A 26167-nucleotide genomic window follows, 5' to 3' on the forward strand; every position below is an offset into this window, starting at 1 on the left:
GGGGTGCGTCTTCGTCTGCAGCGCCGTTGTGGCTTGTCGCGCAGTTCCCCGCGCCCCTTCAGGGCGCTGCCGAACCGCATCGCTCTCCGCGCAGCCGAATATCCGCTACTTCAGCAGGCGGGACATTCTTCGGTCCGCCAGTGGTTTGCCTCCCGTCTGGCAGGTTGGGCAGTACTGGAGTGACGAGTCGCTGAAGGAAACCTCGCGGATGGTGTCGCCGCATACCGGGCAGGGCTCGCCGGTGCGGCCGTGGACGCGCAGGCCGCTCTTCTTCTCCGCCTTCAGACGGCCGGCGGCCACACCGCGGGAGCGCTCGACCGCCTCGGTGAGGGTGGCCCGCAGGGCCTCGTAGAGGCGGGTGGTGTCCTCGGGGGTGAGGGTCGCGGCCAGTTTGAAGGGGGACATCTTCGCCGCGTGCAGGATCTCGTCGCTGTACGCGTTGCCCACGCCGGCGATCAGGCTCTGGTCACGCAGGGCGCCCTTGAGCTGACGGCGCTCGGGTCCAAGGAGTTCGGCGAAGCGGCTTTCGTCGAAGTCGGCGGCGAGCGGGTCGGGGCCGAGGCGGGCGACGCCCGGGATCTGCTGGGGGTCGTGGACGACGTAGACGGCGAGGCGTTTCTGGGTGCCCGCCTCCGTGAGGTCGAAGCCCTCCCCCGTCTCCAGGGCCACGCGCAGGGCGAGGGGGCCCTTGCCGGGGCGGGGCGGGCCGTCCGGGAGCCGGTCCTTCCAGTGCAGCCAGCCCGCGCGGGCCAGGTGGGTCACGAAGTGCGGGCCGCCGTCCGTCTCCAGGTCGAGGAACTTGCCGTGCCGGTGCACGGCGGTGACCTCGCGGCCCTCGACGGCGGTGAGCGGGGGGTCGTACGTCTTGAGGACACTGATGGCGACGGGCAGCACCCGCACGATCTCGTGACCGACCAGGTGCTCGGTGAGGAAGTCCTTGAGCGCTTCGACCTCGGGGAGTTCCGGCATACGTCCAGAGTGCCACCCGGCACCGACAGTGCCAGGTGGGTTCAGTCGAGGTCCGGGACGACGAACTCGCACCACACGCACTTGCCGCCGCCCCGCGCCTCCACGCCCCACACGTCCGTGAGCAGGTCGACCAGGAGCAGGCCCCGGCCGGAGACCCCCGACTCCCCCGCCTCGCGGCGGCGCGGCAGGGCGCTGGAGGAGTCCTCGACCTCGACGCGCAGCCGGCGGTCGCTGCCGCCGAGGACCCGGAGGGTGACGATCGCGGATCCCTCCGTGTGCATCAGCGCGTTGGTGATCATTTCGTCGGCGACCAGCTCGATCTCGTCGGCGCGGTCCCGGGCGCCCCATGCGCGGACCGCGGCCCGGATCATGTGCCGGGCCGAGGTCAGGGCCTCGGGGTCGCCCGGTGCCACATGCTGCTGGAGCCGACCGCCGGACTGCGGGGTGTCCAGTCCGCGGCGGCGCAGCAGGAGCAGGGCCACGTCGTCGTCGCCGCCGCGTTCCTCGGCCACGTCGATGAGACAGTCCGCGAGGTCCCGTACGTCGTCCGGGCCGCCGGTGATGAGGGCGGTGAGGGTGCGCATGCCGTCGTCGAGGTCGGCGCCGGGCTGTTCGACCAGGCCGTCGGTGCACAGCAGGAGGGTGTTGCCGGGGTCGAGTTCGAGGGTGCCGACGGGGTATTCGAGGCTCCCGAACTCGGCGGACAGTCCCAGTGGCAGTCCGCCCGGCAGGGAGATGCGGCGGCAGCTGCCGTCAGCTGCCCGGATCAGCGGGTCGATGTGACCGGCGCGGACCACCTGGACCACCCCGGTGGTCAGGTCGGCCTCCGCGTACAGGCAGGTCGCGAAGCGGTCGGTGTCGAGTTCATGGAGGAAGACGGAGGCGCGGGCCATGACGGTCGCGGGCGTGTGCCCCTCGGCGGCGTAGGCGCGCAGCACGATGCGCAGCTGGCCCATGACGGCGGCCGCGTGCGTGTCATGGCCCTGGACGTCGCCGATGACGGCGCCGACCCGGCCGCCGGGCAGCGGGATCAGGTCGTACCAGTCGCCGCCGATGTCACGGCCCAGGGAGCCCGCTGTGGAGCCGGAGCGGTAGCGGACGGCGACGTCGGCGCCGCGGACGCTGGGGATGGTGCGCGGCAGCATCGCCTGCTGGAGGCCGGTGGCGAGGTCCTTCTCCTGCTCGTAGAACATGGCGCGCTGCATGCTCTGGGCGATGCTGCTGCCGAGGGCGAGCAGGACGTTGCGTTCCTCGGGCGTGAAGCCGCGACGGTCGCTGTAGAGCAGGCCCATGGCGCCGATCGGCCGGGCCTGGACGATCAACGGCAGGTAGGCGGCCGACGTGATGTTGAGGTCGGTGAGGTGCGGCCACAGCTTGGGGTAGCCCTCGGCGAACTCCTCCGGCGACTCGATGAAACGGGGCGCGAGGGTCCGTACGACCTCGCTCATCGGGTAGGGCTCGTCGATGCGGGTGAGGTCGGTGCCGGGGACGAAGCTGCCTGCGGGGCCCTCGGCGATCAACCGGATGCGGCCTGCCTCGACCCGGCCCATGACCAGGCTGGTGGCGCCGAGGTGGACGAGGCCGTGGGTGTCCTTGAGGACGTCGATGACGTCCTGGACGGTGCGGGCGTGCGCGAGGGCGGCCGTGGTGAGCTGGACGACGTTGGTCTGCTCGCGCCGCGCCGCGTCCTCGGCGGCCTCCTCGCGGCCGTCCTGGCTCTCGCTGAGCTCCTGGGTGGCGTCCCGGACGATGCCGATGATCCGGCGCGGGCGGCCCGTCTCGTCGCGCCGGATGTAGCCCTGAGTGTGGGTCCAGCGCAGGGTGCCGTCGCGGCGGCGGATACGGAAGTAGGCGCCGTAGTTCTCGCTGCCGTCCTTCATGGCCTGGGCGACCAGCCCGTCGAGCCGGTAGGCCTCGGCCCGGGGGACCCGGACGGCGAGCGTCTCGGGGTGGTCGTCGTATTCGTCGGGGCGCAGGTCGAAGACCTCGTGGGCCTGGGCGTCCATGTGGAACAGACCGCTGTCCAGGTCCCAGTCGAAGCTGCCCATGCGATTGAGCGCCAGGATCGGATCCGGGTGGGCGGGCCAGTCGTCCGGGAGAGACAGGGCGCTCACGCCCCGATCAACCATGGGGACACCTTGCCAGGGTTCGCACGATTCTTCGACCGGGGAGCGGGGAGGAATTCCCGGCTTCCCGGTCGCCGTCGGTGGTCAGCTGCCGAAAACGCCCGTGGGGCTGTCGAGGATGCTGCGGCTCGTGGTGCCGCCGGGGACCAGTCCGCCGCCGTCGGGCAGGCCGGGGGTGTCCGTCACTGTCCCGGGGCCGATCTCGTCCGTGGGGCCCGGGGACGTCTCGGGTACCCGCGTTGCGGTCGTCGCCGCGCCGGGCGTGCTGGAGCCGGGCTTCGACGCCGGGGGTGCGGCTGTGGCCGTCGTCGACAGACAGCCGGTGGGCCCGGCGGACGGCTTTCCGGTCGTCACGTCGCCGGTGGCCCCCGGGGTGGGGGTCGGGGTTGCACAGCCGGTGGCAGACCCGGACGGGGAGGGGCTCAGGTCGCTCGGGGAGGAACTCTGGGCACTCGGGGAGGGGCTGCCGGTGCTTGCACTCGGGGAGGGGGTGCCGGTGCTTGCACTCGGGGAAGGGCTGCCGGTGCTCGTGCTCGGCCCGGTGCTCGCCCCGCTGTGGTCCGGGCTCGGCGGACGCGTCGTCGACGTCGGTGGGGACACGGTGTGGTCGTGATGGACGCCGTGGCCGATGGGCCGCTCGATCCAGGTGTTGTCGACGATGTTGATGATCGTGATGTTGGTGATCACCTGGGGTGCCGGTGTCACCACGATCACCTGGGCGGGCCGGTAGCCGAACCAGGGGCGGCCGTTGAGGTGCCGGCCGCTCTCGGTCGCCGTGGCCGGTTTCAGGGGGTTTCCGCAGGCGCAACGCACGCGGGGCACGCCCCGGTTGTCGACCAGGACGGCGGTGCCGGCCTGGAGCACGGCCTCAAAACTGGTGGCCCGGCCGCCGCGGAACCCGTGGTTGGTGACCCGGGTGTCGGCGCGCAGCACGACCGGGGCGAGCCCCCGCAGATAGCCGGTGACGGACGCCGGGGAGACGCCCACGACCTCGGCGAAGGCGCGGGCCTTGGCCGGGTCCGAGGTCAGGTAGGCGATCTGCCGGTCGACGTCGCAGCTGCCGATGCGCTCGGTGCCGCCGTAGAGGCCGGGCGTGGAGCCGGGGATCGACCGCACCGCCTGCGCAGGTTCCGTCGACGTCGAAGGGTCCGTACGCGGTGTGCGAGTGGCGGGCGAAGGGGTGGCCGTCGAAACGGCCGTGGAGGGCGTGAAGGGGTCCGGGCCCTGTGCCGCGACGGGCTGGAGGAATACCTCTTCACTCGACTTCGTGTCCTTGCCGACACTGCGGACGCCGGCGACGCAGCCGGCGACGAGGAGCGCCGTCATGAGCGCGCAGACCGTGGCGAAGGTTCCGGTGACTTTCCGCACCTCTTCCTCCTGTTCCTCCCGCCTCACTTCAGACAATTCATCACCATTGTCTGCGTCACTCACTTGGGTTACGCAAGCGGAAGATGGATATACGGAGAGTGACATAGGGTTCGGCGCGACAATGGAGTGAGGAGGGCACGGCCGTGGACTGGTTCATCGCACCCGAGTACTGGTGGAGCCGGCTGGTCTTCCAGAGGGCTCTGGCCGGCCTGTATCTCGTGGCGTTCCTGACGGCAGCCCTGCAGTTCCGTGCGCTGATCGGCGAGCGGGGCATGCTGCCGGTCCCCCGCTTCGTCGACCGGGTGCGCTTCAGACAGGCGCCCAGCCTGTTCCAACTCCACTACTCGGACCGCTTCTTCGCGGCCTGCGCCTGGACGGGCTGCGGGGTCTCGGCGGCGCTGATCGCCGGAGTGGACTCCCAACTCCCCCTCTGGGCAGGGATGTTGCTGTGGCTGGTGCCCTGGGTCCTGTACCTCTCGATCGTCAACGTCGGCCAGACCTGGTACGCCTTCGGCTGGGAGTCCCTGCTGCTGGAGGTGGGCTTCCTGGCCGTCTTCCTCGGCAACGACGACGTGGCCCCGCCGGTCGTGGTCCTCTTCCTGCTGCGCTGGATCCTGTTCCGGGTGGAGTTCGGTGCGGGCCTGATCAAGATGCGCGGCGACGCGTGCTGGCGGAAGCTGACCTGCCTGTACTACCACCATGAGACGCAGCCGATGCCGGGCCCGCTGAGCTGGTTCTTCCACCACCTCCCCCGCCCCCTGCACCGGGTCGAGGTGGCCGCCAACCACGTCACCCAACTCGTCGTGCCCGTGCTGCTGTTCACCCCGCAGCCGGTCGCCACGGCCGCCGCGTCGCTGATGATCGTGACTCAGCTGTGGCTGGTGCTGTCGGGCAACTTCGCCTGGCTGAACTGGATCACCATCGTGCTCGCCGTCTCCGCACTGAAGCTCCCTGCCGGCGCGCCGTCCTCCGTGCCCGGCGCCCCGCTCTGGTACGAGACCGTGGTCCTCGCGGTCGCCGCGCTGCTCCTCGCGCTCAGCTACCACCCGGTGGCGAACATGATCTCCCGCCGCCAGATCATGAACCGCTCCTTCGACCCCCTCCATCTGGTCAACACCTACGGCGCGTTCGGCAGCGTCAGCCGGATCCGCTACGAGGTGGTCGTCGAGGGCACGTACGACGCCGTACCGCACGAGGACTCCGACTGGCGGGAGTACGAGTTCAAGGGCAAGCCGGGCGATCCACGGCACTGGCCACGCCAGTTCGCGCCCTACCACCTGCGCCTGGACTGGCTGATGTGGTTCGCCGCGCTCTCACCCTCGTACGCCGGCCCGTGGTTCGGCGCCCTGGTGGAACGGCTCCTGGAGAACGACCGCGACACACTGCGCCTGCTGCGCCGCTCCCCGTTCCCGCCCGACGCACCGCCCCGCCATGTCCGGGCCCGCCTCTTCCGCTACGAGTACACGAGCTGGCGGGAGCTGCGGGAGACAGGGGCGTGCTGGGAGCGGACGTATGTGCGGGAGTATCTGCCGCCTACGCGCTTGGCGGGGGTGGCACAGAAGTCGTGAGCCTCTCCCCCACCGTCAAAGGCCGATACGCTGGAGGGCAGCCATGTAACCGGGGGCGGGGCTGGGGGCGGGGGCATGGATCCGCGGATGCAGTTGTCGGTGGGCGGGTACGTCTGCGAGCGCGAGTTGGGCCGGGGCGGGCAAGGTGTCGTGTGGCTCGCCAGAGACCGGGCGGGGCAGCAGGTCGTGGTGAAGTTCCTGTTGCCGGGCAAGGAGTACGACGAGGTCGCGCTCGCCCGCGTACGCCGGGAGTTCGGTGCGGCGAGCCGGGTCGGCGAGCTGGCCACGGCGCGGGTTCTCGACGCCGACCTGTCCGGGCGGCACCCGTACATCGTCAGCGAGTTCGTCCCGGGACCTACGATCCACCAGCATGTGGCGGCCAGTGGCCCGCTGTCCTCCGGGCGGCTCCAGTCGCTCGCGCTGGCTGTCGCGCACGCGTTGGCGCAGGTGCACCGGGTGGGCATTGTGCACCGGGACATCAAACCGTCCAACATCCTGCTCTCCCCGGACGGTCCGCGGATCATCGACTTCGGTATCGCCCGGGACGACCGGCTGCTCGAGTCGGCGCTCACCACCCCGGGCGGTGTGCTCGGCTCGCCCGCGTACATGTCGCCCGAGCAGGTCAAGTCGGACCGGGTCACCAGCGCCTCCGACGTGTTCTCCCTCGGCGGCACGCTGTACTTCGCCGCCACGGGGCGGCATCCCTTCGACGGGGAGAACGCCTACGAAGTGATCGTCGCCGTGTGCGAGCGCGACGCGGATCTCGCGGCGGTGCCGGAGCCGGTCCGTTCGGTCGTCGCCGACTGTCTGCGCAAGGACCCGGCGGAACGGCCCACCGCCGCCCAGCTCGTCACCCGGCTCGCGGGGGCGGCGGAGGGTGGGCAGACGGGGCCGGGCACGCCACCGCAACCGCCACGGCCCGGACGCGGGAGCGCCAAGCAGCTGCGGCTGTGGGGGTTCGCGGCCGGCAGTGCCGCGGCGGCGGTGCTGCTTGCCGTCGTGCTCAGCACCTCCTCGGGGGGATCACCTTCGGCCTCCCCGTCCTCGTCCCCGTCGTCCGGGAGATCCGCGGGCTCCCAACCCCTCTCGTACACCGATGACTTGACCGACTCCGGCGACTGGTCGCACAAGGACCCGACCCTGGCGAAGATCACGCACAAGGGCGGGACCATGCTGGTGGATCCGAGGACTGAGCTGGAGGTGTGGCCGCAGGCGCCCTTCGAGCCGTCCTCGTTCGCGGTGGAGCTGAGCACCCAGGCGGAGTGGTACGGGGGCGAGGGCGGGGTCGGACTGTGGTGCAACGGCTCGGGGGACTACCGGAAAGGCTCCCGCTGGGCGGCGTATGTGACGACCGATCAGGAGGCCTTGATCGTACGCGAGTTCCGGTTCAAGGGAGCTTTCCAGCATGACCGGGTCGTCGAGGTCAATCTCGCGAACCTGGGCCTGAAGGTGGACAGTCAGCAGCAGGTCGACATGTCGATGACCTGTTCCTCGGCCGGGGCGGGCCTGATCAAGGTGGAGCTCGCCGTCGACGGCACCCGGGTCGCCTCGTACACCGGAGCCGCCTTCGCCGATAGGGGCTGCGGTCTGGCGGCCTTCCACTACAGCGCGACCGACCCGCAGGGCACGGCCTTCCACGCGGGTTTCGAGCGCTTCACCGCCTCCGAGCCGTCGGCGCGCTGAGAGCGCGCAATCATTTGCCGGGATCGGCCAGACCGTAGACGCGGGTTGCGGTGGACTCGAACAGCTGTGCGTGTTCGGCTGTACTCGTCAACTGGCGTGTGATGTCGAGGACTTCGGCGTAAGTGGCTGTTGCCGTGCACACCGGCCAGTCCGAGCCGAACATCAGCCGGTCCGGGCCGAAGGCCTCCAGGGCCGTGTCGGTGTACGGGCGGAGGTCGTCGACGGTCCAGGAGGCGGGGTCCGCCTCGGTGACCAGGCCGGAGAGTTTGGCGACCATGTTCGGCAGGGCGGCGAGGGCGCGGAGTTCGGCGGCCCAGGGATTCAGGGCGCCGGAGGCGATGGGCGGCTTGCCCAAGTGGTCCAGGACGAAGGTGAGTTGGGGCAGCGCGGCGGCCGCCTTCGTGCAGGACGGCAGCTGGTGCGGGAGGACGACCAGGTCGTAGACCAGGCCCGCTTCGGCCACCGCGGCCAGGCCCCGGTGTACGTCCGGGCGGAGCAGCCACTCGGGGTCCGGCTCGCCCTGGACCTGGTGGCGGATGCCCTTCAGGTAGTGGCCGCCGGGGAGTTCGCGCAGGCGGGAGAGCTCGTCGGTGATGTCCGGGCGGGTGAGATCCGTCCAGCCGACCACACCCGCGATCAGGTCGTGGGCGGCGGCGAGTGCCAGGAACTCCGGGGTTTCCTCCGGCACTGTGATCGTCTGGACGAGGACCGTGCGGTCGACTCCCGCTGCACTCGCCTGAGGTTCGAGGTCGGCGACGGTGAAGTTGCGGCGGAGCGGGCTGAGTTCGGGGATCCAGTCCTGGTCCCGGACCGACAGGTCCCAGACGTGGTGATGGGCGTCCACGGTCATGGCAGCTCCCAGACCACCGGCAGGCCCGCATCCGCACCCTCGCCCGAGTAGTCGTGGACCACCTCCAGCAGTTCCGCCATGCGGGCCTGCCAGGCGATGTTGACCGGCAGTTTCTCCAGTTCGGCGAGGAGGAGGGCGTAGTCCTCGCAGTCCAGGACGTGGAAGAGGTCGGTGCCGCTGCGCCAGATCGTCCACGAGGTGGCGCCGGCCGCGCGGATCGCGTCGGTGAGTTCCTTCGGGACCTCGCGGTGGGCGGACTCGTACTCGGCGATGCGGGACGCGCGGACCTTGGTGTGCAGGGCGACTCTCATCACGCCTCCTCTGCGGGGACGGGGGCGTCGGGCGGCAGCAGGCCTTCCTCGCGCAGCTCCTGCCAGAGCGCGGCGGGCACGTCGGCCGCGAACTGCTCGGCGCAGTCGCGGACTTCCGCAGCCGAGCGAGCGCCCACGAGCACGCTCGCGACCGCCGGATGCGCGGCGCAGAAAGCGAGGGCGGCGGCGCGCAGGGTGGTGCCGTGGCGGTCGGCGATCGCCTTCAGGTGCAGGGCGCGCTTCAGCAACTCCTCCGGCGCGGCCGCGTAGTTGTACGTGGCTCCCGGCTTCGGGTCCGCCAGCAGACCGGAGTTGAAGGCGCCGCCGACGACCACCGACGTGCCCCGCTGCTCGGCCGCAGGCAGGAGCTCGGCCAGCGCCCGCTGGTCGAGGAGCGTGTAGCGGCCCGCACACAGGACGACGTCGACATCCGTGTCGCGGACGAAGCGGGTGAGCATCCCGGCCTGGTTCATCCCGGCGCCGATCGCCCCGACCACGCCCTCGGAGCGCAGCTTCTCCAGGGCCGGATAGCCTTCCCGGAAGGCCTGTTCGGCGTGGTCGTCGGGGTCGTGGAGGTAGACGACGTCGACGCGGTCGAGGCCGAGCCGTTCGAGGCTTGCGTCCAGGGTGCGGCGTACGCCGTCCGCGCTGAAGTCCCACACGCGCCGCCGGGTGGCCGGCACCGCGAAGCCGTTGGCCAGGTCGTCGCCACCGCCGTCCCAGGGCTCCAGGCGGCGGCCCACCTTGGTGGAGACCGCGTAGGCGCTACGAGGGTGTTCGCGCAGGGCGGTGCCGAGGCGCCGTTCGGACAGGCCGAGACCGTAGTGCGGGGCGGTGTCGAAGTAGCGGATGCCCTGGTGCCAGGCGGCGGATACGGCCTGGTACGCCTGCTCCTCGCTCACCTCCGTATAGAGGTTGCCGATCACCGCCCCGCCGAAGGCCAGCGGACTGACGTCGACGTTGCTGCCGCCCAGCCGGTTCGCTGTCACTGGCCCACCGGCCTCAGGCGCAGGCCCTGCATTCCGCCGTCCACGGCGAGTGACGTGCCGGTGGTGGCACCGGACAGCGGACTGGCCAAGTAGGCGATGGCGCCCGCGACTTCGGCCGCGCTGACCAGGCGGCCGGTGGGCTGGCGGGCCTCCAGTGCGGCGCGTTCGGCGGCCGGGTCGTCGGCCGCGTCCAGCAGGCGGCCGACCCACGGGGTGTCCGCCGTGCCGGGGTTGACGCAGTTGACGCGGATGCCCTCGCGGACGTGGTCGGCGGCCATGGCGAGGGTCAGCGAGTACACCGCGCCCTTGCTGGCGCAGTACAGCGCCCGTTGCGGGAGGCCGGCCGTGGCGCCGATGGAGCAGGTGTTGACGATCGCCGCGTGCTGCGACCGGCGCAGGTGGGGCAGCGCGGCGCGGGCGACGCGGACCATGCCGATCACGTTGACGTCCAGGACGCGGTGCCACTCGGCGTCGTTGTTGTCCTCGACGGTGCCCCGGGCGCCGGTGCCCGCGTTGTTGATCACGATGTCGAGGCCACCGAGCTCGGTGACCGCCGCGGCGACCGCCTCCCGTACGGATGTGTCGTCGGTGACGTCGGCCCGGTAGGCCAGCAGCGGCTTGTCGACCGAGGTCGGGTCGAGGTCCAGGACGGCGACCTGGGCGCCGCGGGCGGCGAGGAGTTCGGCCGTCGCCCGCCCGATGCCGGAGGCCCCGCCCGTGACCAGGGCCCTCAGCCCCTCGAAGTCGCTCATGCGGCCCGTCCTTTCTTCTCGTCGAGGTCGGCGGCCCAGAATGTACCGCCGGGGAAGGTGTACCGCGCGATGGACTCCGGTCGCATGGCGGCCGAGAAGCCCGGCGCGGTGGGTGCCGTGTAGTGACCCTCGCGGATCACCACCGGGTCGAGGAAGTGGTCGTGCAGATGGTCGACGTACTCGATGACCCGGTCCTCGGTGGTGCCGGAGACCGCCACGTAGTCGAACATCGACAGATGCTGCACGAGTTCGCACAGGCCGACGCCGCCCGCATGCGGGCAGACCGGTACGCCGAACTTGGCGGCGAGCAGCAGGATCGCGAGGTTCTCGTTGACGCCGCCGACACGGGCCGCGTCGATCTGGACGACATCGAGTGCGCCGGCCTGCAGGAGCTGCTTGAAGACGATCCGGTTCTGGACATGCTCGCCGGTGGCGACCTTGACCGGGGCCACCGCCTTGCGGATCGCCGCATGGCCGAGGACATCGTCGGGGCTGGTGGGCTCCTCGATCCAGTACGGGTCGAACTCGGCCAGGGCCTTGGTCCAGCGGATCGCCTCGTCGACGCCCCAGCGCTGGTTGGCGTCGATCGCCATGCGGATGTCCGGGCCGACGACGGCGCGGGCAACCCGGCAGCGGCGTACGTCGTCGTCGAGGTCCGCGCCGACCTTGAGCTTGATCTGCGTGAAGCCGTCGGCGACAGCCTGGGCGGCGAGCCGGGTCAGTTTCTCGTCGCTGTAGCCGAGCCATCCGGCGGACGTCGTATACCCCGGGTATCCGCGCTCCAGCAACCTGCCCGTGCGCTCCTCGGCGCCCTGCCTGCCGCGACGCAGGATCTCCAGCGCCTCGTCCGGGGTGAGGGCGTCGGTCAGGTACCGGAAGTCGATCTGCCCGACCAGCCACTCGGGGTCGGCCTCGGCCAGCAGCCGCCACAGCGGTTTGTCGGCGCGCTTGGCCGCCAGGTCCCACACGGCGTTGATGACGGCGCCGATCGCCATGTGCATCACCCCCTTCTCGGGCCCCAGCCAACGGAGTTGGCTGTCCCCGATCAGATCCCGGTAGACGGCTCCCGGGTCGGCGCACACCTCGTCGACGGACCGTCCGACCACGTGGTGGCGCAGCGCGTGGATCGCGGCGACCTGGACCTCGTTGCCCCGCCCGATGGTGAAGGTGAACCCGTGCCCCTCCGGACCGTCCGCGCCTTCTTCACCATCTGTGCGCAGCACGACGTACGCGGCCGAGTAGTCGGGGTCCGGGTTCATGGCGTCGGAGCCGTCGAGCTCGCGTGAGGTCGGGAACCGGATGTCGTAGGTGTCGACCGCGGAGATACGGGCGGGGGTGCCGGGCGTCGGGGACACGGAGGGCCTTTCGGTCGGGGGCAGGTCGGGCGGAGGAGGTCAGTCCTGTGCGCGGCCTGTCGTCACACGGGCGATCATGAGGGCGACCAGGATGATTCCGCCGTAGATGGCCTGGATCCAGAAGGACGGCACCTGGGCGAGGGTGAGCAGGTTCTGTACGACACCCAGCAGGAGTACGCCGGTCAGGGCGCCGAACATGGTGCCCTTGCCGCCGTCGAGGCTGATGCCGCCGATGACTGCCGCCGCGAACACGGTGAAGATCATGTTCTGGCCCTGGTTGGCGCTGATGGCGCCGACGTACCCGGTCTGCATGATCCCGCCGACCGCCGCGAGGACACCGGCGGCGACGTACACGCCGAGCATCACGCGGTCGACCCGGATCCCGGCCGCACGGGCGGCGTCCGCGTTGCCGCCGATGGCGTACAGGGCGCGGCCGGCGCGGTGGTACTTCAGGACGAGCCCGGCGACGGCGAAGGCCACCGCCGCCAGCCACACCGACATCGGGACGGTCAGGAAGGTGGTGGTCGCCAGGGAGTAGAAGCTGTCGGGCATGCCGAACAGCGTCTTGCCCTTGGTCGCGCCGACCAGCAGACCGCGCAGGACGATCAGCATCGCGAGCGTCACGATGAACGCGTTGAGCTTGAACTTGACGACCAGGACGCCGTTGAAGGCGCCGACCGCCCCGCCCACCAGCAGGACCGCCAACAGGGCGAGCCCGGGGGGGAGTTCGGTGCCCCAGCCGGACTGCGCGGCCGGCAGCACGAGGAGCGCTCCCACGGCGGGCGCGATACCGACGACCGATTCCAGGGACAGGTCGAACTTGCCGGTGATCAGCACGAGGGACTCGGCGAGGACGACCATGGCGAGCGCGGCGGAGGCGCCCAGGATGGAGATCAGGTTACGCTCGGTGAGGAACGCGTCGTTGACCACCGCGCCCAGCACCATCAGGAGCAACAGGGCGGGTACGAGGGCGAGTTCGCGCGCCCGGCGCAGCAGTACCGTCTTGGCCGACCGCGCGACGGGGGCGCTCAGCGGCGCGAGCGGCTCGGCCGCCTTGGTGTCAGCCATGGTGGTCCACTCCTTCGATGGAGGCGATCAGCTCGTGGTCGCGCCAGCCCGCCGGGTGCTCGGCGACCACGCGGCCGTGGAAGAGGACGAGGACGCGGTCGCAGCGCCGCAGGTCGTCGAGTTCGTCGGAGACGACCAGGACCGCGGTGCCGTCCTCGCGGGCGCTGTCCACGCGGGCCAGCAGCGACTCCTTGGACTTCACGTCGACGCCCGCGGTGGGGTTGATCAGGACGAGCAGTCGCGGGTCGGAGGCGAGGGCGCGGGCCATGACGACCTTCTGCGCATTGCCGCCGGACAGGTCCGAGACGGGCTGCTCGGGGCCCTCGGCGTGGATGTCGAGGCGGTCGATCAGCTCGGTGGCGAAGCCGCGTTTGCGGTCGGTGCCGATGAAGCCGAAGCGGCCGAACCGGTCCAGGACGCTCATGGTGGCGTTGTCGCCGATGGTCATCCCGCGGACCAGGCCCTGCTCGTGCCGGTCGCGCGGGACACAGCCGATGCCGGCCTTCAGGGCGGCCTGCACGGATCCGAACTGCAGCCGCTCGCCGTCCAGTCGGGCCGTTCCGGCGGTGGGTGCACGCAACCCCGCGATGGCCTCCGCCAGCTCGATCTTGCCGCTGGCGCTGGAGCCGGCGAGCCCGACGACTTCGCCGCGGCGGACGGTCAGGTCGACGCTGTCGTACGCGTCCGAGGTGAGCCCGCGGACTTCGAGGAGTACGGGAGCGGAGTCGTCGACGATCTGTTCCTGCACGGCCTGTTCGGCGATCGTCTCCATGGACTCGCCCGCCATGGCCTCGATCAGCGCCGCCCTCGGCAGGTCGGCGACGGGGGCCGTGGTGATCCAGCGGGCGTCGCGCAGCACGGTGACGGTCTGGCAGACCTCGTACACCTCCTGGAGGTGGTGCGAGATGAACAGGAAGGTGACGCCGGAGTCCTGGAGCGCACGCATGCGGCTGAAGAGCCGCTCGATCTCCCGCTTGTCGAGCTGGGCGGTCGGCTCGTCGAGGACGATGAAGCGGGCGCCGAAGCTGAGCGCCCGTGCGATCTCCACCATCTGGCGGTCCTCGACCTTGAGGTCGGCGGTGCGCGCCTCCGGGTCGACGTGCACGTCCCAGGTGTCGAGGAGCGCGGCCGCCTCGGTCTTCAGCCGACGCCAGCTGATGAAGCCGCGGTGCAGCGGCTGCCGGTTGATGAAGAGGTTCTCGGCGACCGTCAACTCGGGTACGACCGTGGGGTGTTGATAGACGCAGGCGACCTTGCGGCGCCAGGCGTCCCGGTCGGCGAGCTGGGGCGCGGGCTCGCCGTCGAAGCGGACCGTGCCCTCGTCGGGCGCCTGGAGTCCGGTGAGGACGGTGACCAGGGTCGACTTGCCGGCGCCGTTGCGGCCGACGAGGGCGTGCGACTCGCCGGACAGCACGGTGAGCCGGCCGTCGGCAAGGGCGGTGGTGGGACCGTAGCGCTTGACGATGCCCCGCGCCTCGACGAGGGGCACCAACTGGCTCTCCTGGACGCTCATTTGACCGTGTTGCCCCAGAGCTTGGGGTCGTCGACGTTGGACTTGGTGACCAGCGGGGCGGGCAGCTGGTCCTCGAGGATGCCGCTGGGCAGCTTGACGATGGTCGAGTCGTGGTCGGTCGGGCCCGGCTTGAAGGTCTTACCTTCCATCGCCGCCTTGATGTAGTACATGCCGTACTTGGCGTAGGCGTCGGCGGGCTGGGAGACGGTCGCGTCGATCTGGCCCTTGCGGATGGCGTCGTACTCCTGCGGGATGCCGTCGTTGGAGACGATGACGATGTGGCCCTTCTGGCCCACCGTCTTGAGCATGCTCTTCGCCTTGAGGGTCTGCAGGGTCGGCGCGAGGTAGACACCACCGGCCTGCATATAGATGCCCTTGATGTCGGGGTTGGCGTTCAGCAGGGTGTCGAGCTTGGAGGCCGCGGTGTCGGACTCCCACTTGGCGGGGATCTCCAGGACCTTGAGCTTGGGGTACTTGGTCTTCACGCAGGACCGGAAGGCCTCGGAGCGGTCACGGCCGTTGACCGAGGCCAGGTCGCCCATGATCTGCACGACCTTGCCGCTGGTGACCTGCTGGCCGAGGTAGTCGCAGGCCTTGGTGCCGTACGCGACATTGTCGGCGCGTACGACCATGGCGACCTTGCCCTTGTCCGGCGCCACGTCGACGGCGACGACCGGCACGCCCTTGCGATCGGCCTGGTCGAGGCCGGCCTCGATGGCGGCGCTGTCCAGCGGGGCGACGACCAATCCCTTCACGCCCTGGTTGAGCTGGTTGTTGATGTCGGTGATCTGCTGCGAGGGGTCGCTGTTGGAGTTGACCGTCTTGAGGGCGTCGACACCTTCGGACTTCGCCATCTTCGGCACGTAGTCGTTGTACGACTGCCAGAACGGCGAGGTCAGCAGCGGCAGGATCACCCCGACCTTGCCGGTGCCGCCGCCTCCAGCACTGCCGGAGCCCCCGGTGTCCTTGGTGCTTCCGCACGCGGCGAGGGCGAGCGAGGCGCCCGCTGCCACGGCCAGCACACCGATCATTCGAAACCTGTTCCGCTTCCTCACTGTCCTGCCGGGCATCTGGCGGCTCCTCGTTGAGCGTGTTCGAGCAGATGCCCGCATACTTATCAGACCACTCTGCCGAAAGAACAGCCTCAGGCGACAGATTTCCCTGGATTCGAGCCATAGTGGTCCGACCACCTTGCCGGTTAGACTGCGGCGCACCCGGTGAGTGGAGGAATGGCGTGGACGAGACAGCCCCACAGAAGGGCACCGTGACGCAGCGCGCCATCGAGCAGATCAAGGCCATGATCGGGGAGGGCCGTCTGGAGCCCGGCCAGCGCCTGCCCACCGAGCGTGACCTCGCCGCCCAGCTCGGCATCTCCCGAAGCTCCATGCGCGAGGCGATCCGCGCGCTCACGGTGCTCGGCGTGCTGGAGGCCCGCCATGGCTCCGGCATCTACGTCACGCAGCTGGAGGCCGGTGACCTGCTGGAGACCTTCGGCGTGGTCGCCGATCTGTCCCGGGGCCCGCGTCTGGTGGAGCTCCTGGAGGTGCGCCGCATCCTGGAGTCGACGGCGACGGCGCTGGCCGCCGCCCGTATCACGCCGGATCAGCTGGCCGAGGTGGAGAAGCACCTGATGGCGATGAACGCCACCGAGGACCCCGAGGAGATCATCGCCCACGACCTCGCCTTCCACCGCGAGATCGCGGCGGCCGCGGGCAACGACACCATGGCGGCCATCCTGGAGGGCCTGTCGTCGCGAACGTTCCGCGCCCGGGTGTGGCGGGGCTACCAGGAAGAGGGCGCCTTCGACCGGACCCGGCGGGAGCACGCGGCGATCCACCGGGCGCTGGTGGCACACGATCCGGAGGCGGCGCGGGCGGCCGCGGCCGCGCATGTGGGGGAAGTGGAGGAGTGGCTGCGGTCGCAGCTCGCGGGGTAGGGCGCCGGTCGGGTCTGCAAGTCGCATTCGGACCCAACTTCTCATCAGATCTAGGCGTTTGCAGGACAGATGGCTGTATCTCCCCTTCCGGACCGGCCGGATGCCACACTGAGCTCCTGTCGGCTCCGCAGGGGGAGGAGACGCCCACCATGCCCACAGAGTTGAGCCTCATCGCCGTCGCAGGTGACGACCAGGACTCGGACATTGTGCCCACGCAGATCGAGGGACTCCGCTCCGATCTCCTTGAGTTGAGCGTCGCCCGCGTCGGGCCACGAACCGCCGGACCCGCGCCGGAAGGCACCCGGGCGGACGTCGTCGAGATCATGGGCGCCCTGGCGGTCGTCCTGGAGCCGACGATCCCGTTGCTCGTCCAAGTAGTCACGGTCGTACGCGACTGGCTGGGCCGGACCAGCCGAGGAACCGCCGTCCTGGAGATCAACGGTCATCGGCTCGAGGTCACCGGAGTGGACAGCGCGGAACAGCGCCGCCTCGCCAACGCCTGGCTGGCCGCCGTCACCCGTGACAGGCCATGACGCAACCGAAGCTCGGCTCCGGTCGGCACGCTCTCCTCGTAGCCACCGCCACCTACCAGCACAGCGAGTTGCGCAGCCTGTGGGCCCCGACACGTGACGCGAGACAACTCGCCCGGGTACTCGGCGATCCGGCAATCGGCGACTTCACCCTCGGCGTGCTGGACAACCCGTCCTCGCACGTCCTGCGCCGCAGGATCGAGGACTTCTTCGCCGACCGAGCGCCGGGCGACGTCCTGCTGCTGCACTTCGCCGGACACGGGCTGAAGGACGACATCGGACGGCTCTTTCTCGCGGCCTCCGACACCGTGCACACCCGCCTGGAATCCACGGCCGTCCCCGCCGAGTACGTCGGACGGCTGATGATGCGTAGCAGGGCGCAGCGGGCAGCACTCCTTCTCGACTGCTGCTACGCCGGGGCGTTCGAGCGCGGCCTGGTCAGCAGGGCGGACGACGACGTCCACGTCGAGGACAGCTTCACCGCCCTGCGTCGCACGGTCGGCGGGCGCGGCCGTGCGGTGCTCACCGCCACCAGTGCCGTGGAGTACGCCTTCGAGGGCGACCACGTGGCGGGGCGACCCTCAGGACGACGCGGGCCGTCCCTGTTCACCGGAGCGCTCGTCGAAGGCCTGCGCACCGGCGCGGCCGACCTGGGCGGCGACGGCGTTGTGGGGCTGGCCGAACTGGCCGAATACGTCGGCGACCGCGTCCGCGAGGTCACACCGCACCAGAACCCGCAGCTCTGGATGTTCGGCAGTCGGGGCGACATCCCGATCGCCCACGCGCCGCGGCGCCCGCAACCGTCCACCCCGGCCCTCCCCGTACCGGCCCCGACAGTGACCGCGCCGATCCGCTCACGCCTCCCGAGACCGCGGCTGACCCGAACACGCGCCATCGTCCTCGCCGCTCTCCTCACCGCCGGCACCCTCACCCTGAGCCTGCTGCTCACCAACCGCTCCGGATCCTCAGGCAGTGGAGCGACCGGTCCCTTCGACCGCCCCCGCGGCAACATCCTCGTCGGCGGCAAGGCCGTCACCGGCAACAAGGACACCGGGCACGACCCTCGCTACCAGCGCACCTACACCGAGGGTCCGCTCTACGCGGCCGTCACCGGCTACGCCTCCCACACCCACGGGACCAGCCTCCTGGAGAAGGCCGAGAACTCCGTTCTGACCGCCGGCAACCACGCGAAGGGCAACGACGTACTCACCACCATCAGTGCCACCGCCCAGCAGGCCGCCTTCCAAGGCCTCGGCCGGGACAAAGGCGCCGTGGTCGCCCTCAATCCCACGACCGGCGCGATCCTCGCCCTGGTCAGCACCCCTTCGTACGATCCGAACACGGTCACCGGCGGTACCCGGAGTGACAAGCAGGCCTGGAACGACCTCAACACCGACCGAGACAGACCTCTTCTCGACCGCGCGCTGGGCCAGGCCTACCCACCCGCCTCCCCGTTCAAGGTCGTCACCGCTGGCGCCGCCCTGGAGGAGGGCCTGTACCAGTCCGTCACCGAAGCCACCGACTCACCCCTCCCCTACACCCTGCCCGACAGCAAGGTCGAACTCCGCAACGACGGTGACCTGCCATGTCGTGACGCCTCCCTCCAGACGGCCCTGCGGGTGTCCTGCAACACCGTCTTCGGCAAGATCGGTGCGGACCTGGGCGGCCGCAAGTTGCTCGTTCAGGTCGAGAAGTACGGCTTCAACGACCAGTTGTCCGTTCCCATCCCGGCCGCCCGAAGCAACTTCGCCACCACGATGGACCGGCAGCAGACCGCGCTCTCGGCCCTCGGCCAGTTCGACACGACCGCGACTCCGCTCCAGATGGCCATGGTCGCAGCGGCGATCGCCAACGACGGGAAGCTCATGAAGCCCTACCTCGTCGAGGAGACCCGGCCGGCCGACGGCGCCCCCGACAAGCACGTCCTCACACGCTACGGACAGCCCCTCAGCTCGGAAAACGCCCGTCAACTGCAGCTGATCATGCAGACGGTCGTCACGAGCGGCAACGGAGCGAAGGCCCGGATCAGCGGCGCGGCAGTGGGTGGCAAGTCCGGCGTCACCAGAGAGCACGTGGACAAGGCCGACCGCTGGTACGCCTGGTTCATCTCCTACGCCATGACCGGCAGCCGTCCCCGCGTGGCCGTCGCCGTCCTCATCGAGGGCGACGCCGCCCATCCCGATGCGATCACCGGCGAACTGGCCGCTCCCATCGCCCGGAAGGTGATGGAAGCGGTTCTTGCCGGCTGACGGTGATTACCCGACGGGCGACGACCTGGCCGGCCGGCAGCAGAACACAGGACGGCATCTCGATCAGCCGCCCGGTGTCGGCACGGGCGGCTCCCCGCGTTGGCCCTGGGTCTCGGACCACTCCCGGAGTTCGTTGCCGCCCACCTCCTCGATCGCCGTCTGCAGCGCGGCTCGCGCCGCGGCGTCGCGTTCCGCGGGCGGCAGCAGCCGGTAGCGGTCGACGGCCCGCCGCAACGACTCGTGGGACTGCCCGCCGACGACCCATCGCGCGGCGGGGCTGAACAGCTGGCGCACGCCCGTGAAGAAGACGGCACCGCCCGCGATCAGGGCAGTCAGCCACGCCGGGGCGTGCAGCCCCGCCGCCACCACCGTCGAGGAGGTGGCGGCGAGGGCGCCAAGTTCCGTCGCGTAGTGCATGCGTCGCGACCGGTCCCGGGTACGGGCGTAGAACGCCAAGTCCTGCTGCGCGAGCGCCAGTACGGGATCCGGCGCGGCGGCCCAGTCCCGGTCGGTGATCGTTCTTCTTCTCATCGGCACATCATGCCTGCGCCGGGCCGTGTCAGGCCCGCCGGAACCGCAAGGTCACCAGCTGGAAGGGGCGCAGCCGCACACCGACCTGGTCTCCCTCACCCCGCTCGACCGCCGCTTCGGGCACCGGCCGTTCCAGCAGATCCGTCTCCGTCACGCCCGCCACCTCGAAGCCGGCCGTCAACGTGGCCCGGGCGCGACCCCCGTGGGCCTCGTGGAAACGAACCACCACGTCGCCGCTGCCGTCGTCGGCGAGCTTGACCGCAGTCACCACGACCGACTCATGATCGACCGTCACCAACGGAGCGACTTCACCTGCCCCGTTGACCGACCCTTCCCGCACATTGATCCGCCACCCTTCCCGCACCGCGTCCCCGATCCCCGCCCCCGGCACCAGCGCATGCCGGAAGCGATGCATGCCCTGGTCGGTCTCCGGGTCCGGGAAGCGCGGGGCGCGCAGCAGCGACACCCGGAGCGTGGTGGTCGTACCGCGGTCTCCGTCGGTGCGGACCGTGCGGGTCACGTCGTGGCCGTACGTCGAGTCGTTGACGACGGCGACACCCCAGCCGGGTTCCTCGAAGTGGACGAAGCGGTGGTTGCAGGCCTCGAACTTGGCGGCCTCCCAGGAGGTGTTGGTGTGCGTGGGCCGGTGGAAGTGCCCGAACTGGGTCTCCGACGCATACCGTTCGGCATGCACGTCCAGCGGGAAGGCGAGCTTCAGGAACTTCTCCGTCTCGTGCCAGTCCACCTCCGTGTCCAGCACCAGCCGCCGCTCCCCCGGCGGCAGCGACAGCACCTGCGTGACGTGCGAGGCCCCGAAGGACCGTACGATCCGCACCGACGCGCCGTCCTCGCCGAGGGCCACCTCGTCGGCCTCCGTCAGGTCGGTGACGGTGTTGCGGTAGAACTCGTCCACGTCCCAGGCGTCCCACATGTTCGGGAAGTCGGGGTGGAGCTGGAGGAGATTGGCCGCCCGGCCCGGGGCGATCGTCTCCCGGTCGGCTTCGATGTCGTAGGCCGATACGACGAGGCCCTGGGCGTCGATCGCGATCCGCAGCAGGCCGTTGTCCAGGAGGTGCCCGCCCTCGGGGCGCGGGGTCGATGTCGTCCTGCCTTCGGCGGTCGCCGTCCCCGCGCCGCCGGCCGGGATGCCGTGACGGGCGTGCGGGGCGGAGTTGAAGACGACCGGCATCGATCCCTCGCCCGCCAGGGCCTGTTGGGCCGCCTCGGTGATCGCCTCCAGCTCGGCGGCGAGACGCCGGTACGTCGCCCGCGCCTCCCGATGCACCCACGCGATCGACGAGCCGGGCAGGATGTCGTGGAACTGGTGCAGCAGCACCGTCTTCCAGATCCGGTCCAACTCCTCGTACGGGTAAGGGAATCCGGTGCGTACGGCGGCCGTGGCGGCCCAGAGTTCGGCCTCGCGCAGGAGGTGTTCGCTGCGGCGGTTGCCCTGCTTGGTCTTCGCCTGGCTGGTGAGGGTGGCACGGTGGAGTTCGAGATAGAGCTCGCCCACCCAGACGGGCGGTTCGGGGTATTCGGCCTCGGCCTTCTCGAAGAACTCCCGCGGGGTCTCCCAGCCGACGGTCGCCGAGCCCTCCAGGTCGCGGAGGCGGGCCGCCTTGGCGACCATCTCGCGGGTCGTGCCGCCGCCTCCGTCGCCCCAGCCGGTCGGCGCGAGGGAGTGGCGGGCGACGCCCTTGTCCTTGAAGTTGCTTGCCGCGTGGGCGATTTCGCTGCCCTTCATGGAGCAGTTGTAGGTGTCGACGGGCGGGAAGTGCGTGAAGATCCGGGTGCCGTCGATGCCCTCCCAACGGAAGGTGTGGTGCGGGAACCTGTTGGTCTGGGACCAGGAGATCTTCTGCGTCAGCAGCCACTTGGAGCCCGCGGCCTTGATGATCTGCGGGAGCCCGGCGGCGAAGCCGAAGGTGTCGGGCAGCCAGGCCTCTTCGTTCTCGATGCCGAACTCGTCGAGGAAGAACCGCTTGCCGTGCACGAACTGACGGGCCATCGCCTCCGAGCCCGGCATGTTGGTGTCCGACTCCACCCACATGCCGCCGGCCGGCACGAACCGCCCGTCCGCCACTGCCTTCTTCACCCGCGCCCACACCTCGGGCCGGTGCTCCTTCACCCACGCCCACTGCTGGGCCTGCGACATGGCGAAGACGAAGTCGGGCTCGTCGTCGAGGAGCGCGGTCATGTTGGAGGTCGTACGGGCGACCTTGCGGACCGTCTCGCGCAGCGGCCACAGCCATGCCGAGTCGATGTGCGCGTGGCCGACGGCGCTGATGCGGTGTGCGGAGGGGGCGGCAGGTGCGGCGAGAACGCCGGTGAGGCGTGAACGGGCCGCACCCGCCGTGCCGTTGACGTCCTGCAGGTCCACCGCGTCGAGCGCGCGCTCCACCGCCCGCAGGATGTCCCAGCGCCGGGCCGACTCCACGGGCAGCTCGGCCATCAGCTCGCCGAGGACCTCCAGGTCGATCACCAGCTGCCACACCGTCTCGTCGAAGACGGCGAGGTCCATGCGGGCGAGGATGTACTGGGGTTCGCTGCCGGCGGTCTCCTTGTCGCCCAACTGCGTGGGCAGGAAGGGGTGATAGTCGAGGATGACGGGGTTGGAGGCGGCCTCGACGTGCAGGCGCACCTCCTCGCCGCCGACGACGGGTGCACCGACGCGCACCCACTGATTGCGCGGGTTGAGACCCTTCACCGGGGTGCCGTCGGGCCGGTAGACCAGGCCCTCGCACTGGAAACCGGGCATGTTCTCGTCGAAACCGAGGTCCAGGATCGCCTCGACGGTCCGGCCGGCCCATGTCTCGGGGACCGTCCCGGTGACACGGAACCAGCTGGTCCCCCACGGAGCACCCCACCGGGCGCCCACTGCGATCGGCACGGGCTCGGCGGCCAGCCCCTCCACCACCGGCACGGGCTCGCCTGGCGCGTGCCACACCGCCACCTCCAGCGGCACCGACTCGGGGTACACGGCGGGGCGGATGCGCTCGTCGAGAACGCGCTTGAGACGGGCCTCGACCAGGCTGCGGTCGTCATGCATGCGGGGTGCTCCGTAGGTCTACCGGGGTCTTCCGGTGGTGGGTGGTTACCAGGTGTGGGTCACGGTGACGGGGTCCGACGAGGTGTACAGCTCCCCCACGGCACGCAGCTCGAACCGCGCCTGGGACTCGCCCTGTTCAGGCTTCAGGCCGGCGAGGAAGTAGGCCCGCTGGCCGGTGGCTCCGAGGAAGCGCCGGGTGCCGTCGGACAGGAGACGGTGCAGGGTGTAGTGGCGTACGTCGCCGGGGGCGGGGTTCCAGGCGAGGCGCAGGTCGCCTCCCGAGGCGGCGGTGATGTGCAGGCCGGAGGGGGCGTCGGGCGTGTCGGCGGTGTCGCGGACCGCCAGCCCGCCGAGGCGCCACTTCACAGGCCCGTCGGTCGCGGTGAGCCGCACGCCGATGGCATGGACGGTGCCTTCGAGCCCTGTGAGCGGGACGGTCACGGTCTGCCAGCCGTTGACCGAGTTCACAGGCAGATATGCGTACGGCGGTGTCGCACCCGGAGCGCTCGGCTCGGCGGTGGCCACGGCGAGCTCGACGTTCACAGCCCCCGCGTCGGTCCGATGCGTCAGCTCGACAACCGTGTCAACAGCGATCGGCAGCCGTGTCGCGTACAACTCCACCGTCGTGGGCTCGTCCAGTTCACCGTCCACCAGCACGCTGCTGCCACCACGCCACGCGTCCGCGAAGTCGAACGAAACAGCAGGCCGCTGCCCCTCCGTCCGCACCACCCACCGCCGCGACGGCAGCCGGTCCTGCAACCCGAGGTGATTCCAGGGCGCGTCCGAGGTGACCGCCCCGTCCTCGTACCACCGCAGCCCGTGACCGGTGTTGAACACGCTCGCGAACGGTACCCCGGAGACCGTCGACCGGTCCGCGACCGACACCGCGGGCGCCCGCCAGGGATCGGAGGCGTCCGGCCGCGAGGGATCCAGCGACCGGCCGGTCCAGAATCGGTCGTCGACGGCGTGGAAGTCACCCGGAGTCCGGGACGCCGGCAAGTGGTTGCGGGTCCACTCGGGCCGGTAGAAGCCGATCGACGTGACATGCGCCTTACTCCTCGGCACGATCGCGTCCCAACTGACCGAAGTGTTCGACCCGTTGGACTCGACATCGACACCCGCCCACAACTCGTAGCGATTACGCCCGAGTTGGTCGGCCTTCGCCCCGGACGAGGCGAGGGTGCCCGCGCTCCACCGGAAGTCCACGAACATGTCGTCGGCAGCCTGGAAGAACGCCTGGTTCTGACTGTCGAGCGCGCCCTGCCAGCTCACCGTGCCGTTCACGGTCATCGCGTCGTACCAGGTCACCCGCTGCCCCCGCGCGGCGGCGAGCGACTTCAGCTCCTTGACGAAGCCGAGCATGTCGGCACCCAGCGCGGCGTTCCCGCCACCGGTCTCGGCGTTGACGAACCAACCGTCGAAGCCGTACGCGGCGGCGACGGCCACGAGTTGGGCGGCCAGCAGATAGCGCCCGGAGGAGTCCTTCTGCACCAGGTCCCGCGTCCACTGCAACTGCCCGCCATAGGCGGTCGGCGGCAGGAAGATATTGCCGAGGACCGGGACGCCGTGCCGGTGGGCGGCGTCCACGATCGGCGCGTTCGGCGCGAGGATCAGCCCTTCCCCCGACGAGCCGCCCCAGAACACCAGCTCGTCGAGGTACGCCCAGTGCGTGAGGGCGTAGTAGTCGGCGGTCGCCGAGCCTTGCGAGGGGTTGCCCGACGTCGGCCCGAAGGAGACCAGCGACTGGATGCGGGCCTGTCCGGAGCGGGCGGTGCTGTTCGCCGGGGTCGGGGTGAAGCGCGGCGCGAGCGGGACGGAGGCTGCGTTGAAGGCGAGGTCGGTGTCGGTGTCGGCCGTCCAGGACTTCAGGCTGCGCCAGGTGATGCCGGTGCCGGGAGTACCCGAGGGCAGCGAATCCGGGTACCAGTAGGAGGCGTACGGCGGAGTGGCCGCGGCGGTCTGCGGCACCGCGAAGGCGGGCAGCGGCGGCAGCAGCGCGGCCGCGGCGCCGGCGAGCAGGACGGTGCGTCTGGTGGGGTTCACGAGCTGGTTCCTCCTTGTGGGGTGTGGAGTACCTGTTCGGGAGTGACGACTTCGGTGATGCCGCGCTCGGCAAGGTGGTCCTTGTCGTCCGCGCGGGTGTCGAGGACGGTGGTGGGCCTGGCGCCGTCGGCGGTCAGCCGGAAGTAGGCGTCGAAGACCGCTCCGCCGGGCGCGCAGAGCGAGCGTGCAGCAGGGTCGGCGGGGACGACGAGTGCCGTGGTGCGGGGTGCGGGCGGGGTGTACGCGTCAGCGCGCGCCGCAGCCTCCGCCAGTACCCGTGCGGTGTCCTTGGCGCGCCGGTCGTTGGTCAACAGGCCCAGCCCGTATTCGAGTTCGGGAAAGTCGGCGAGGTCCCGGGACACGTCGTGCGAGCACCACCAGGTGATGCCCCACAGGTCGGGGCAGTCCAGGGCGTTCGCGACGGTCGCCTCGGTGAAGGCGGCGGCGTGCTCGGGCGGGACCAGGGGTGCGGGTGCGCCGACCTCCTGGAGCCAGACGGGGCGGTGGGGGTCCTCGGCCCAGGCCTTGCTGAGTTCGACGAGGTAGGCGGCGTGGTGTTCGGTGGGGACGGCAGTGCGGCCGTGCCGCTGGGCGGTGCCGTTGAAGACCCAGGAATGTACGGCGGTGACGGCACCGTGCCGGGCGGCCTGGGCCGGGGTGAACGGCATGTCGTCCTGATACCAGGTGGCGTCATACTCGGCGTGCAGATGCAGCTTGCCCGGGGCGCCCTGTTCACAGGCGGCGAGCATGCGCTCCAGCCAGGCGTCGATCTGTGCCTCGGTGGCACGGTCGGGGTCGGGGTGCGGGCCCGCCGAGAACTGGTTGACCTCGTTGCCGAGGGTCATGCCGAGGAATCCCGGCCTGTCCGCGAGGGCGGCGGCGAGGGTGCGCAGATAGGCGGCCTGGCCGTCGAGCACGTCCGGGTCGGTGAAGAGGTTGCGCCGGTGCCAGGTACGCGTCCACGCCGGCAGGAAGTCGAAGCTGCTCAAGTGGCCTTGCAGAGCGTCCACGTTGACGTCGAGTCCGCGCTCGGCGGCGGCGTCCACCAGGGAGACGAGCTGCTCGACGGCCCGTGGCCGGATCAGCGACCGGTTGGGCTGGAAGTACGGCCACAACGGGAAGACCCGGATGTGGTCCAGGCCCAGGGTCGCGATGGAGTCGAGGTCGGCGCGTACGGAGTCGAGGTCGAAGTCGAGCCAGTGGTGGAACCACCCTTCGCTGGGGGTGTAGTTGACGCCGAAGCGCACGGCAGGAGGCATACGGAAGTCCTTGATGCT

General features: G+C 70.6%; 20 protein-coding genes. 5 read left to right on the forward strand and 15 right to left on the reverse strand.

What is annotated here, in order from left to right; all coding sequences use genetic code 11:
* Positions 1-105: 105 nt before the first annotated feature.
* From P2Q00_RS13430 to P2Q00_RS13440, 3 genes are all read right to left on the reverse strand, one after another.
* Positions 106-969, reverse strand: a complete 864-nt coding sequence (locus P2Q00_RS13430) for an Fpg/Nei family DNA glycosylase (RefSeq protein ID WP_275772646.1) — start codon at positions 967-969, stop codon at positions 106-108.
* A 41-nt stretch (positions 970-1010) separates the two neighbouring features.
* On the reverse strand, positions 1011-3098 hold the full coding sequence (locus P2Q00_RS13435; RefSeq protein ID WP_275772647.1) for a SpoIIE family protein phosphatase: 2088 nt from the start codon (positions 3096-3098) through the stop codon (positions 1011-1013).
* Positions 3099-3179: 81 nt separating this feature from the next.
* Positions 3180-4463, reverse strand: a complete 1284-nt coding sequence (locus tag P2Q00_RS13440) for a DUF6777 domain-containing protein (RefSeq protein ID WP_275772648.1) — start codon at positions 4461-4463, stop codon at positions 3180-3182.
* Between the two features lie 143 nt (positions 4464-4606).
* Here P2Q00_RS13440 and P2Q00_RS13445 point away from each other — a divergent pair, with 143 nt between their 5' ends.
* Together P2Q00_RS13445 and P2Q00_RS13450 are read left to right on the forward strand one after the other, a co-directional pair.
* Entirely contained in the window at positions 4607-6031 is a 1425-nt protein-coding gene (locus P2Q00_RS13445; RefSeq protein ID WP_275772649.1) for a lipase maturation factor family protein, read from the forward strand.
* Positions 6032-6106: 75 nt separating this feature from the next.
* Positions 6107-7714 carry a serine/threonine-protein kinase gene (locus tag P2Q00_RS13450; protein WP_275772650.1) on the forward strand — a complete coding sequence of 536 codons (1608 nt, stop codon included), beginning with the start codon at positions 6107-6109 and terminating at the stop codon, positions 7712-7714.
* A gap of 10 nt (positions 7715-7724) precedes the next feature.
* Here P2Q00_RS13450 and P2Q00_RS13455 read toward each other — a convergent pair whose 3' ends face one another.
* Genes P2Q00_RS13455 through P2Q00_RS13490 form a run of 8 tightly spaced genes read right to left on the reverse strand, consistent with a single transcriptional unit; the run spans position 7725 to position 15622 of the window.
* The gene (locus P2Q00_RS13455; protein ID WP_275772651.1) at positions 7725-8564 is read right to left on the reverse strand and encodes an amidohydrolase family protein; all 840 of its coding nucleotides are present in this window, start codon (positions 8562-8564) and stop codon (positions 7725-7727) included.
* Positions 8561-8875, reverse strand: coding sequence for an L-rhamnose mutarotase (locus tag P2Q00_RS13460; protein WP_275772652.1), 315 nt, complete (start codon positions 8873-8875; stop codon positions 8561-8563). The genes P2Q00_RS13455 and P2Q00_RS13460 overlap by 4 nt, the downstream gene beginning before the upstream one ends.
* A complete protein-coding gene (locus P2Q00_RS13465; RefSeq protein WP_275772654.1) occupies positions 8875-9864 on the reverse strand; it encodes an aldo/keto reductase in 990 nt (329 codons plus the stop codon). Before P2Q00_RS13465 ends, P2Q00_RS13460 begins: the two co-directional genes overlap by 1 nt.
* Complete coding sequence (locus P2Q00_RS13470) at positions 9861-10616, reverse strand: SDR family NAD(P)-dependent oxidoreductase (protein WP_275772655.1); 756 nt, start codon at positions 10614-10616, stop codon at positions 9861-9863. The genes P2Q00_RS13465 and P2Q00_RS13470 overlap by 4 nt, the downstream gene beginning before the upstream one ends.
* Complete coding sequence (locus P2Q00_RS13475) at positions 10613-11971, reverse strand: L-fuconate dehydratase (protein WP_275772656.1); 1359 nt, start codon at positions 11969-11971, stop codon at positions 10613-10615. The genes P2Q00_RS13470 and P2Q00_RS13475 overlap by 4 nt, the downstream gene beginning before the upstream one ends.
* 39 nt (positions 11972-12010) lie before the next feature.
* Positions 12011-13039, reverse strand: coding sequence for an ABC transporter permease (locus P2Q00_RS13480; protein WP_275772657.1), 1029 nt, complete (start codon positions 13037-13039; stop codon positions 12011-12013).
* Positions 13032-14552, reverse strand: coding sequence for a sugar ABC transporter ATP-binding protein (locus tag P2Q00_RS13485; protein ID WP_275772658.1), 1521 nt, complete (start codon positions 14550-14552; stop codon positions 13032-13034). Before P2Q00_RS13485 ends, P2Q00_RS13480 begins: the two co-directional genes overlap by 8 nt.
* Positions 14549-15622 (reverse strand): sugar ABC transporter substrate-binding protein, encoded by a 1074-nt coding sequence (locus tag P2Q00_RS13490; RefSeq protein ID WP_275772659.1) that lies wholly within the window; start codon positions 15620-15622, stop codon positions 14549-14551. Before P2Q00_RS13490 ends, P2Q00_RS13485 begins: the two co-directional genes overlap by 4 nt.
* Before the next feature lie 164 nt (positions 15623-15786).
* Here P2Q00_RS13490 and P2Q00_RS13495 point away from each other — a divergent pair, with 164 nt between their 5' ends.
* From P2Q00_RS13495 to P2Q00_RS13505, 3 genes are all read left to right on the forward strand, one after another.
* Positions 15787-16488, forward strand: a complete 702-nt coding sequence (locus P2Q00_RS13495; protein ID WP_275772660.1) for a FadR/GntR family transcriptional regulator — start codon at positions 15787-15789, stop codon at positions 16486-16488.
* Positions 16489-16637: 149 nt separating this feature from the next.
* On the forward strand, positions 16638-17021 hold the full coding sequence (locus P2Q00_RS13500; protein WP_275772661.1) for a hypothetical protein: 384 nt from the start codon (positions 16638-16640) through the stop codon (positions 17019-17021).
* Complete coding sequence (locus tag P2Q00_RS13505; protein ID WP_275772662.1) at positions 17018-19267, forward strand: caspase, EACC1-associated type; 2250 nt, start codon at positions 17018-17020, stop codon at positions 19265-19267. Before P2Q00_RS13500 ends, P2Q00_RS13505 begins: the two co-directional genes overlap by 4 nt.
* A 63-nt stretch (positions 19268-19330) precedes the next feature.
* On the opposite strand, the gene P2Q00_RS13510 is transcribed toward P2Q00_RS13505, so the two are convergent.
* The 4 genes from P2Q00_RS13510 to P2Q00_RS13525 are packed head-to-tail and all read right to left on the reverse strand — an operon-like array spanning position 19331 to position 26149.
* Positions 19331-19798 (reverse strand): DUF4231 domain-containing protein, encoded by a 468-nt coding sequence (locus P2Q00_RS13510; protein ID WP_275772663.1) that lies wholly within the window; start codon positions 19796-19798, stop codon positions 19331-19333.
* A 28-nt stretch (positions 19799-19826) separates the two neighbouring features.
* A complete protein-coding gene (locus tag P2Q00_RS13515; protein ID WP_275772664.1) occupies positions 19827-22847 on the reverse strand; it encodes an alpha-mannosidase in 3021 nt (1006 codons plus the stop codon).
* 45 nt (positions 22848-22892) lie between these two features.
* On the reverse strand, positions 22893-24890 hold the full coding sequence (locus P2Q00_RS13520) for an endo-beta-N-acetylglucosaminidase (RefSeq protein ID WP_275772665.1): 1998 nt from the start codon (positions 24888-24890) through the stop codon (positions 22893-22895).
* Positions 24887-26149, reverse strand: coding sequence for a glycoside hydrolase 5 family protein (locus P2Q00_RS13525; RefSeq protein ID WP_275772666.1), 1263 nt, complete (start codon positions 26147-26149; stop codon positions 24887-24889). The genes P2Q00_RS13520 and P2Q00_RS13525 overlap by 4 nt, the downstream gene beginning before the upstream one ends.
* Between the last annotated feature and the right edge of the window lie 18 nt (positions 26150-26167).

Origin of the sequence: Streptomyces coacervatus (genome assembly GCF_029223485.1) — a bacterium.
GTDB lineage: Bacteria > Actinomycetota > Actinomycetes > Streptomycetales > Streptomycetaceae > Streptomyces > Streptomyces coacervatus.

Excerpts from the sequence above, each read along its gene's own strand:
- P2Q00_RS13450 (WP_275772650.1), top strand. The coding sequence starts at position 6,107 with ATGGATCCGCGGATGCAGTTGTCGGTGGGCGGGTACGTCTGCGAGCGC.
- P2Q00_RS13515 (WP_275772664.1), bottom strand. The coding sequence starts at position 22,847 with ATGCATGACGACCGCAGCCTGGTCGAGGCCCGTCTCAAGCGCGTTCTC.
- P2Q00_RS13455 (WP_275772651.1), bottom strand. The coding sequence starts at position 8,564 with ATGACCGTGGACGCCCATCACCACGTCTGGGACCTGTCGGTCCGGGAC.
- P2Q00_RS13525 (WP_275772666.1), bottom strand. The coding sequence starts at position 26,149 with ATGCCTCCTGCCGTGCGCTTCGGCGTCAACTACACCCCCAGCGAAGGG.
- P2Q00_RS13490 (WP_275772659.1), bottom strand. The coding sequence starts at position 15,622 with ATGCCCGGCAGGACAGTGAGGAAGCGGAACAGGTTTCGAATGATCGGT.
- P2Q00_RS13435 (WP_275772647.1), bottom strand. The coding sequence starts at position 3,098 with ATGGTTGATCGGGGCGTGAGCGCCCTGTCTCTCCCGGACGACTGGCCC.
- P2Q00_RS13485 (WP_275772658.1), bottom strand. The coding sequence starts at position 14,552 with ATGAGCGTCCAGGAGAGCCAGTTGGTGCCCCTCGTCGAGGCGCGGGGC.
- P2Q00_RS13500 (WP_275772661.1), top strand. The coding sequence starts at position 16,638 with ATGCCCACAGAGTTGAGCCTCATCGCCGTCGCAGGTGACGACCAGGAC.
- P2Q00_RS13430 (WP_275772646.1), bottom strand. The coding sequence starts at position 969 with ATGCCGGAACTCCCCGAGGTCGAAGCGCTCAAGGACTTCCTCACCGAG.
- P2Q00_RS13510 (WP_275772663.1), bottom strand. The coding sequence starts at position 19,798 with ATGAGAAGAAGAACGATCACCGACCGGGACTGGGCCGCCGCGCCGGAT.
- P2Q00_RS13470 (WP_275772655.1), bottom strand. The coding sequence starts at position 10,616 with ATGAGCGACTTCGAGGGGCTGAGGGCCCTGGTCACGGGCGGGGCCTCC.
- P2Q00_RS13505 (WP_275772662.1), top strand. The coding sequence starts at position 17,018 with ATGACGCAACCGAAGCTCGGCTCCGGTCGGCACGCTCTCCTCGTAGCC.
- P2Q00_RS13460 (WP_275772652.1), bottom strand. The coding sequence starts at position 8,875 with ATGAGAGTCGCCCTGCACACCAAGGTCCGCGCGTCCCGCATCGCCGAG.
- P2Q00_RS13480 (WP_275772657.1), bottom strand. The coding sequence starts at position 13,039 with ATGGCTGACACCAAGGCGGCCGAGCCGCTCGCGCCGCTGAGCGCCCCC.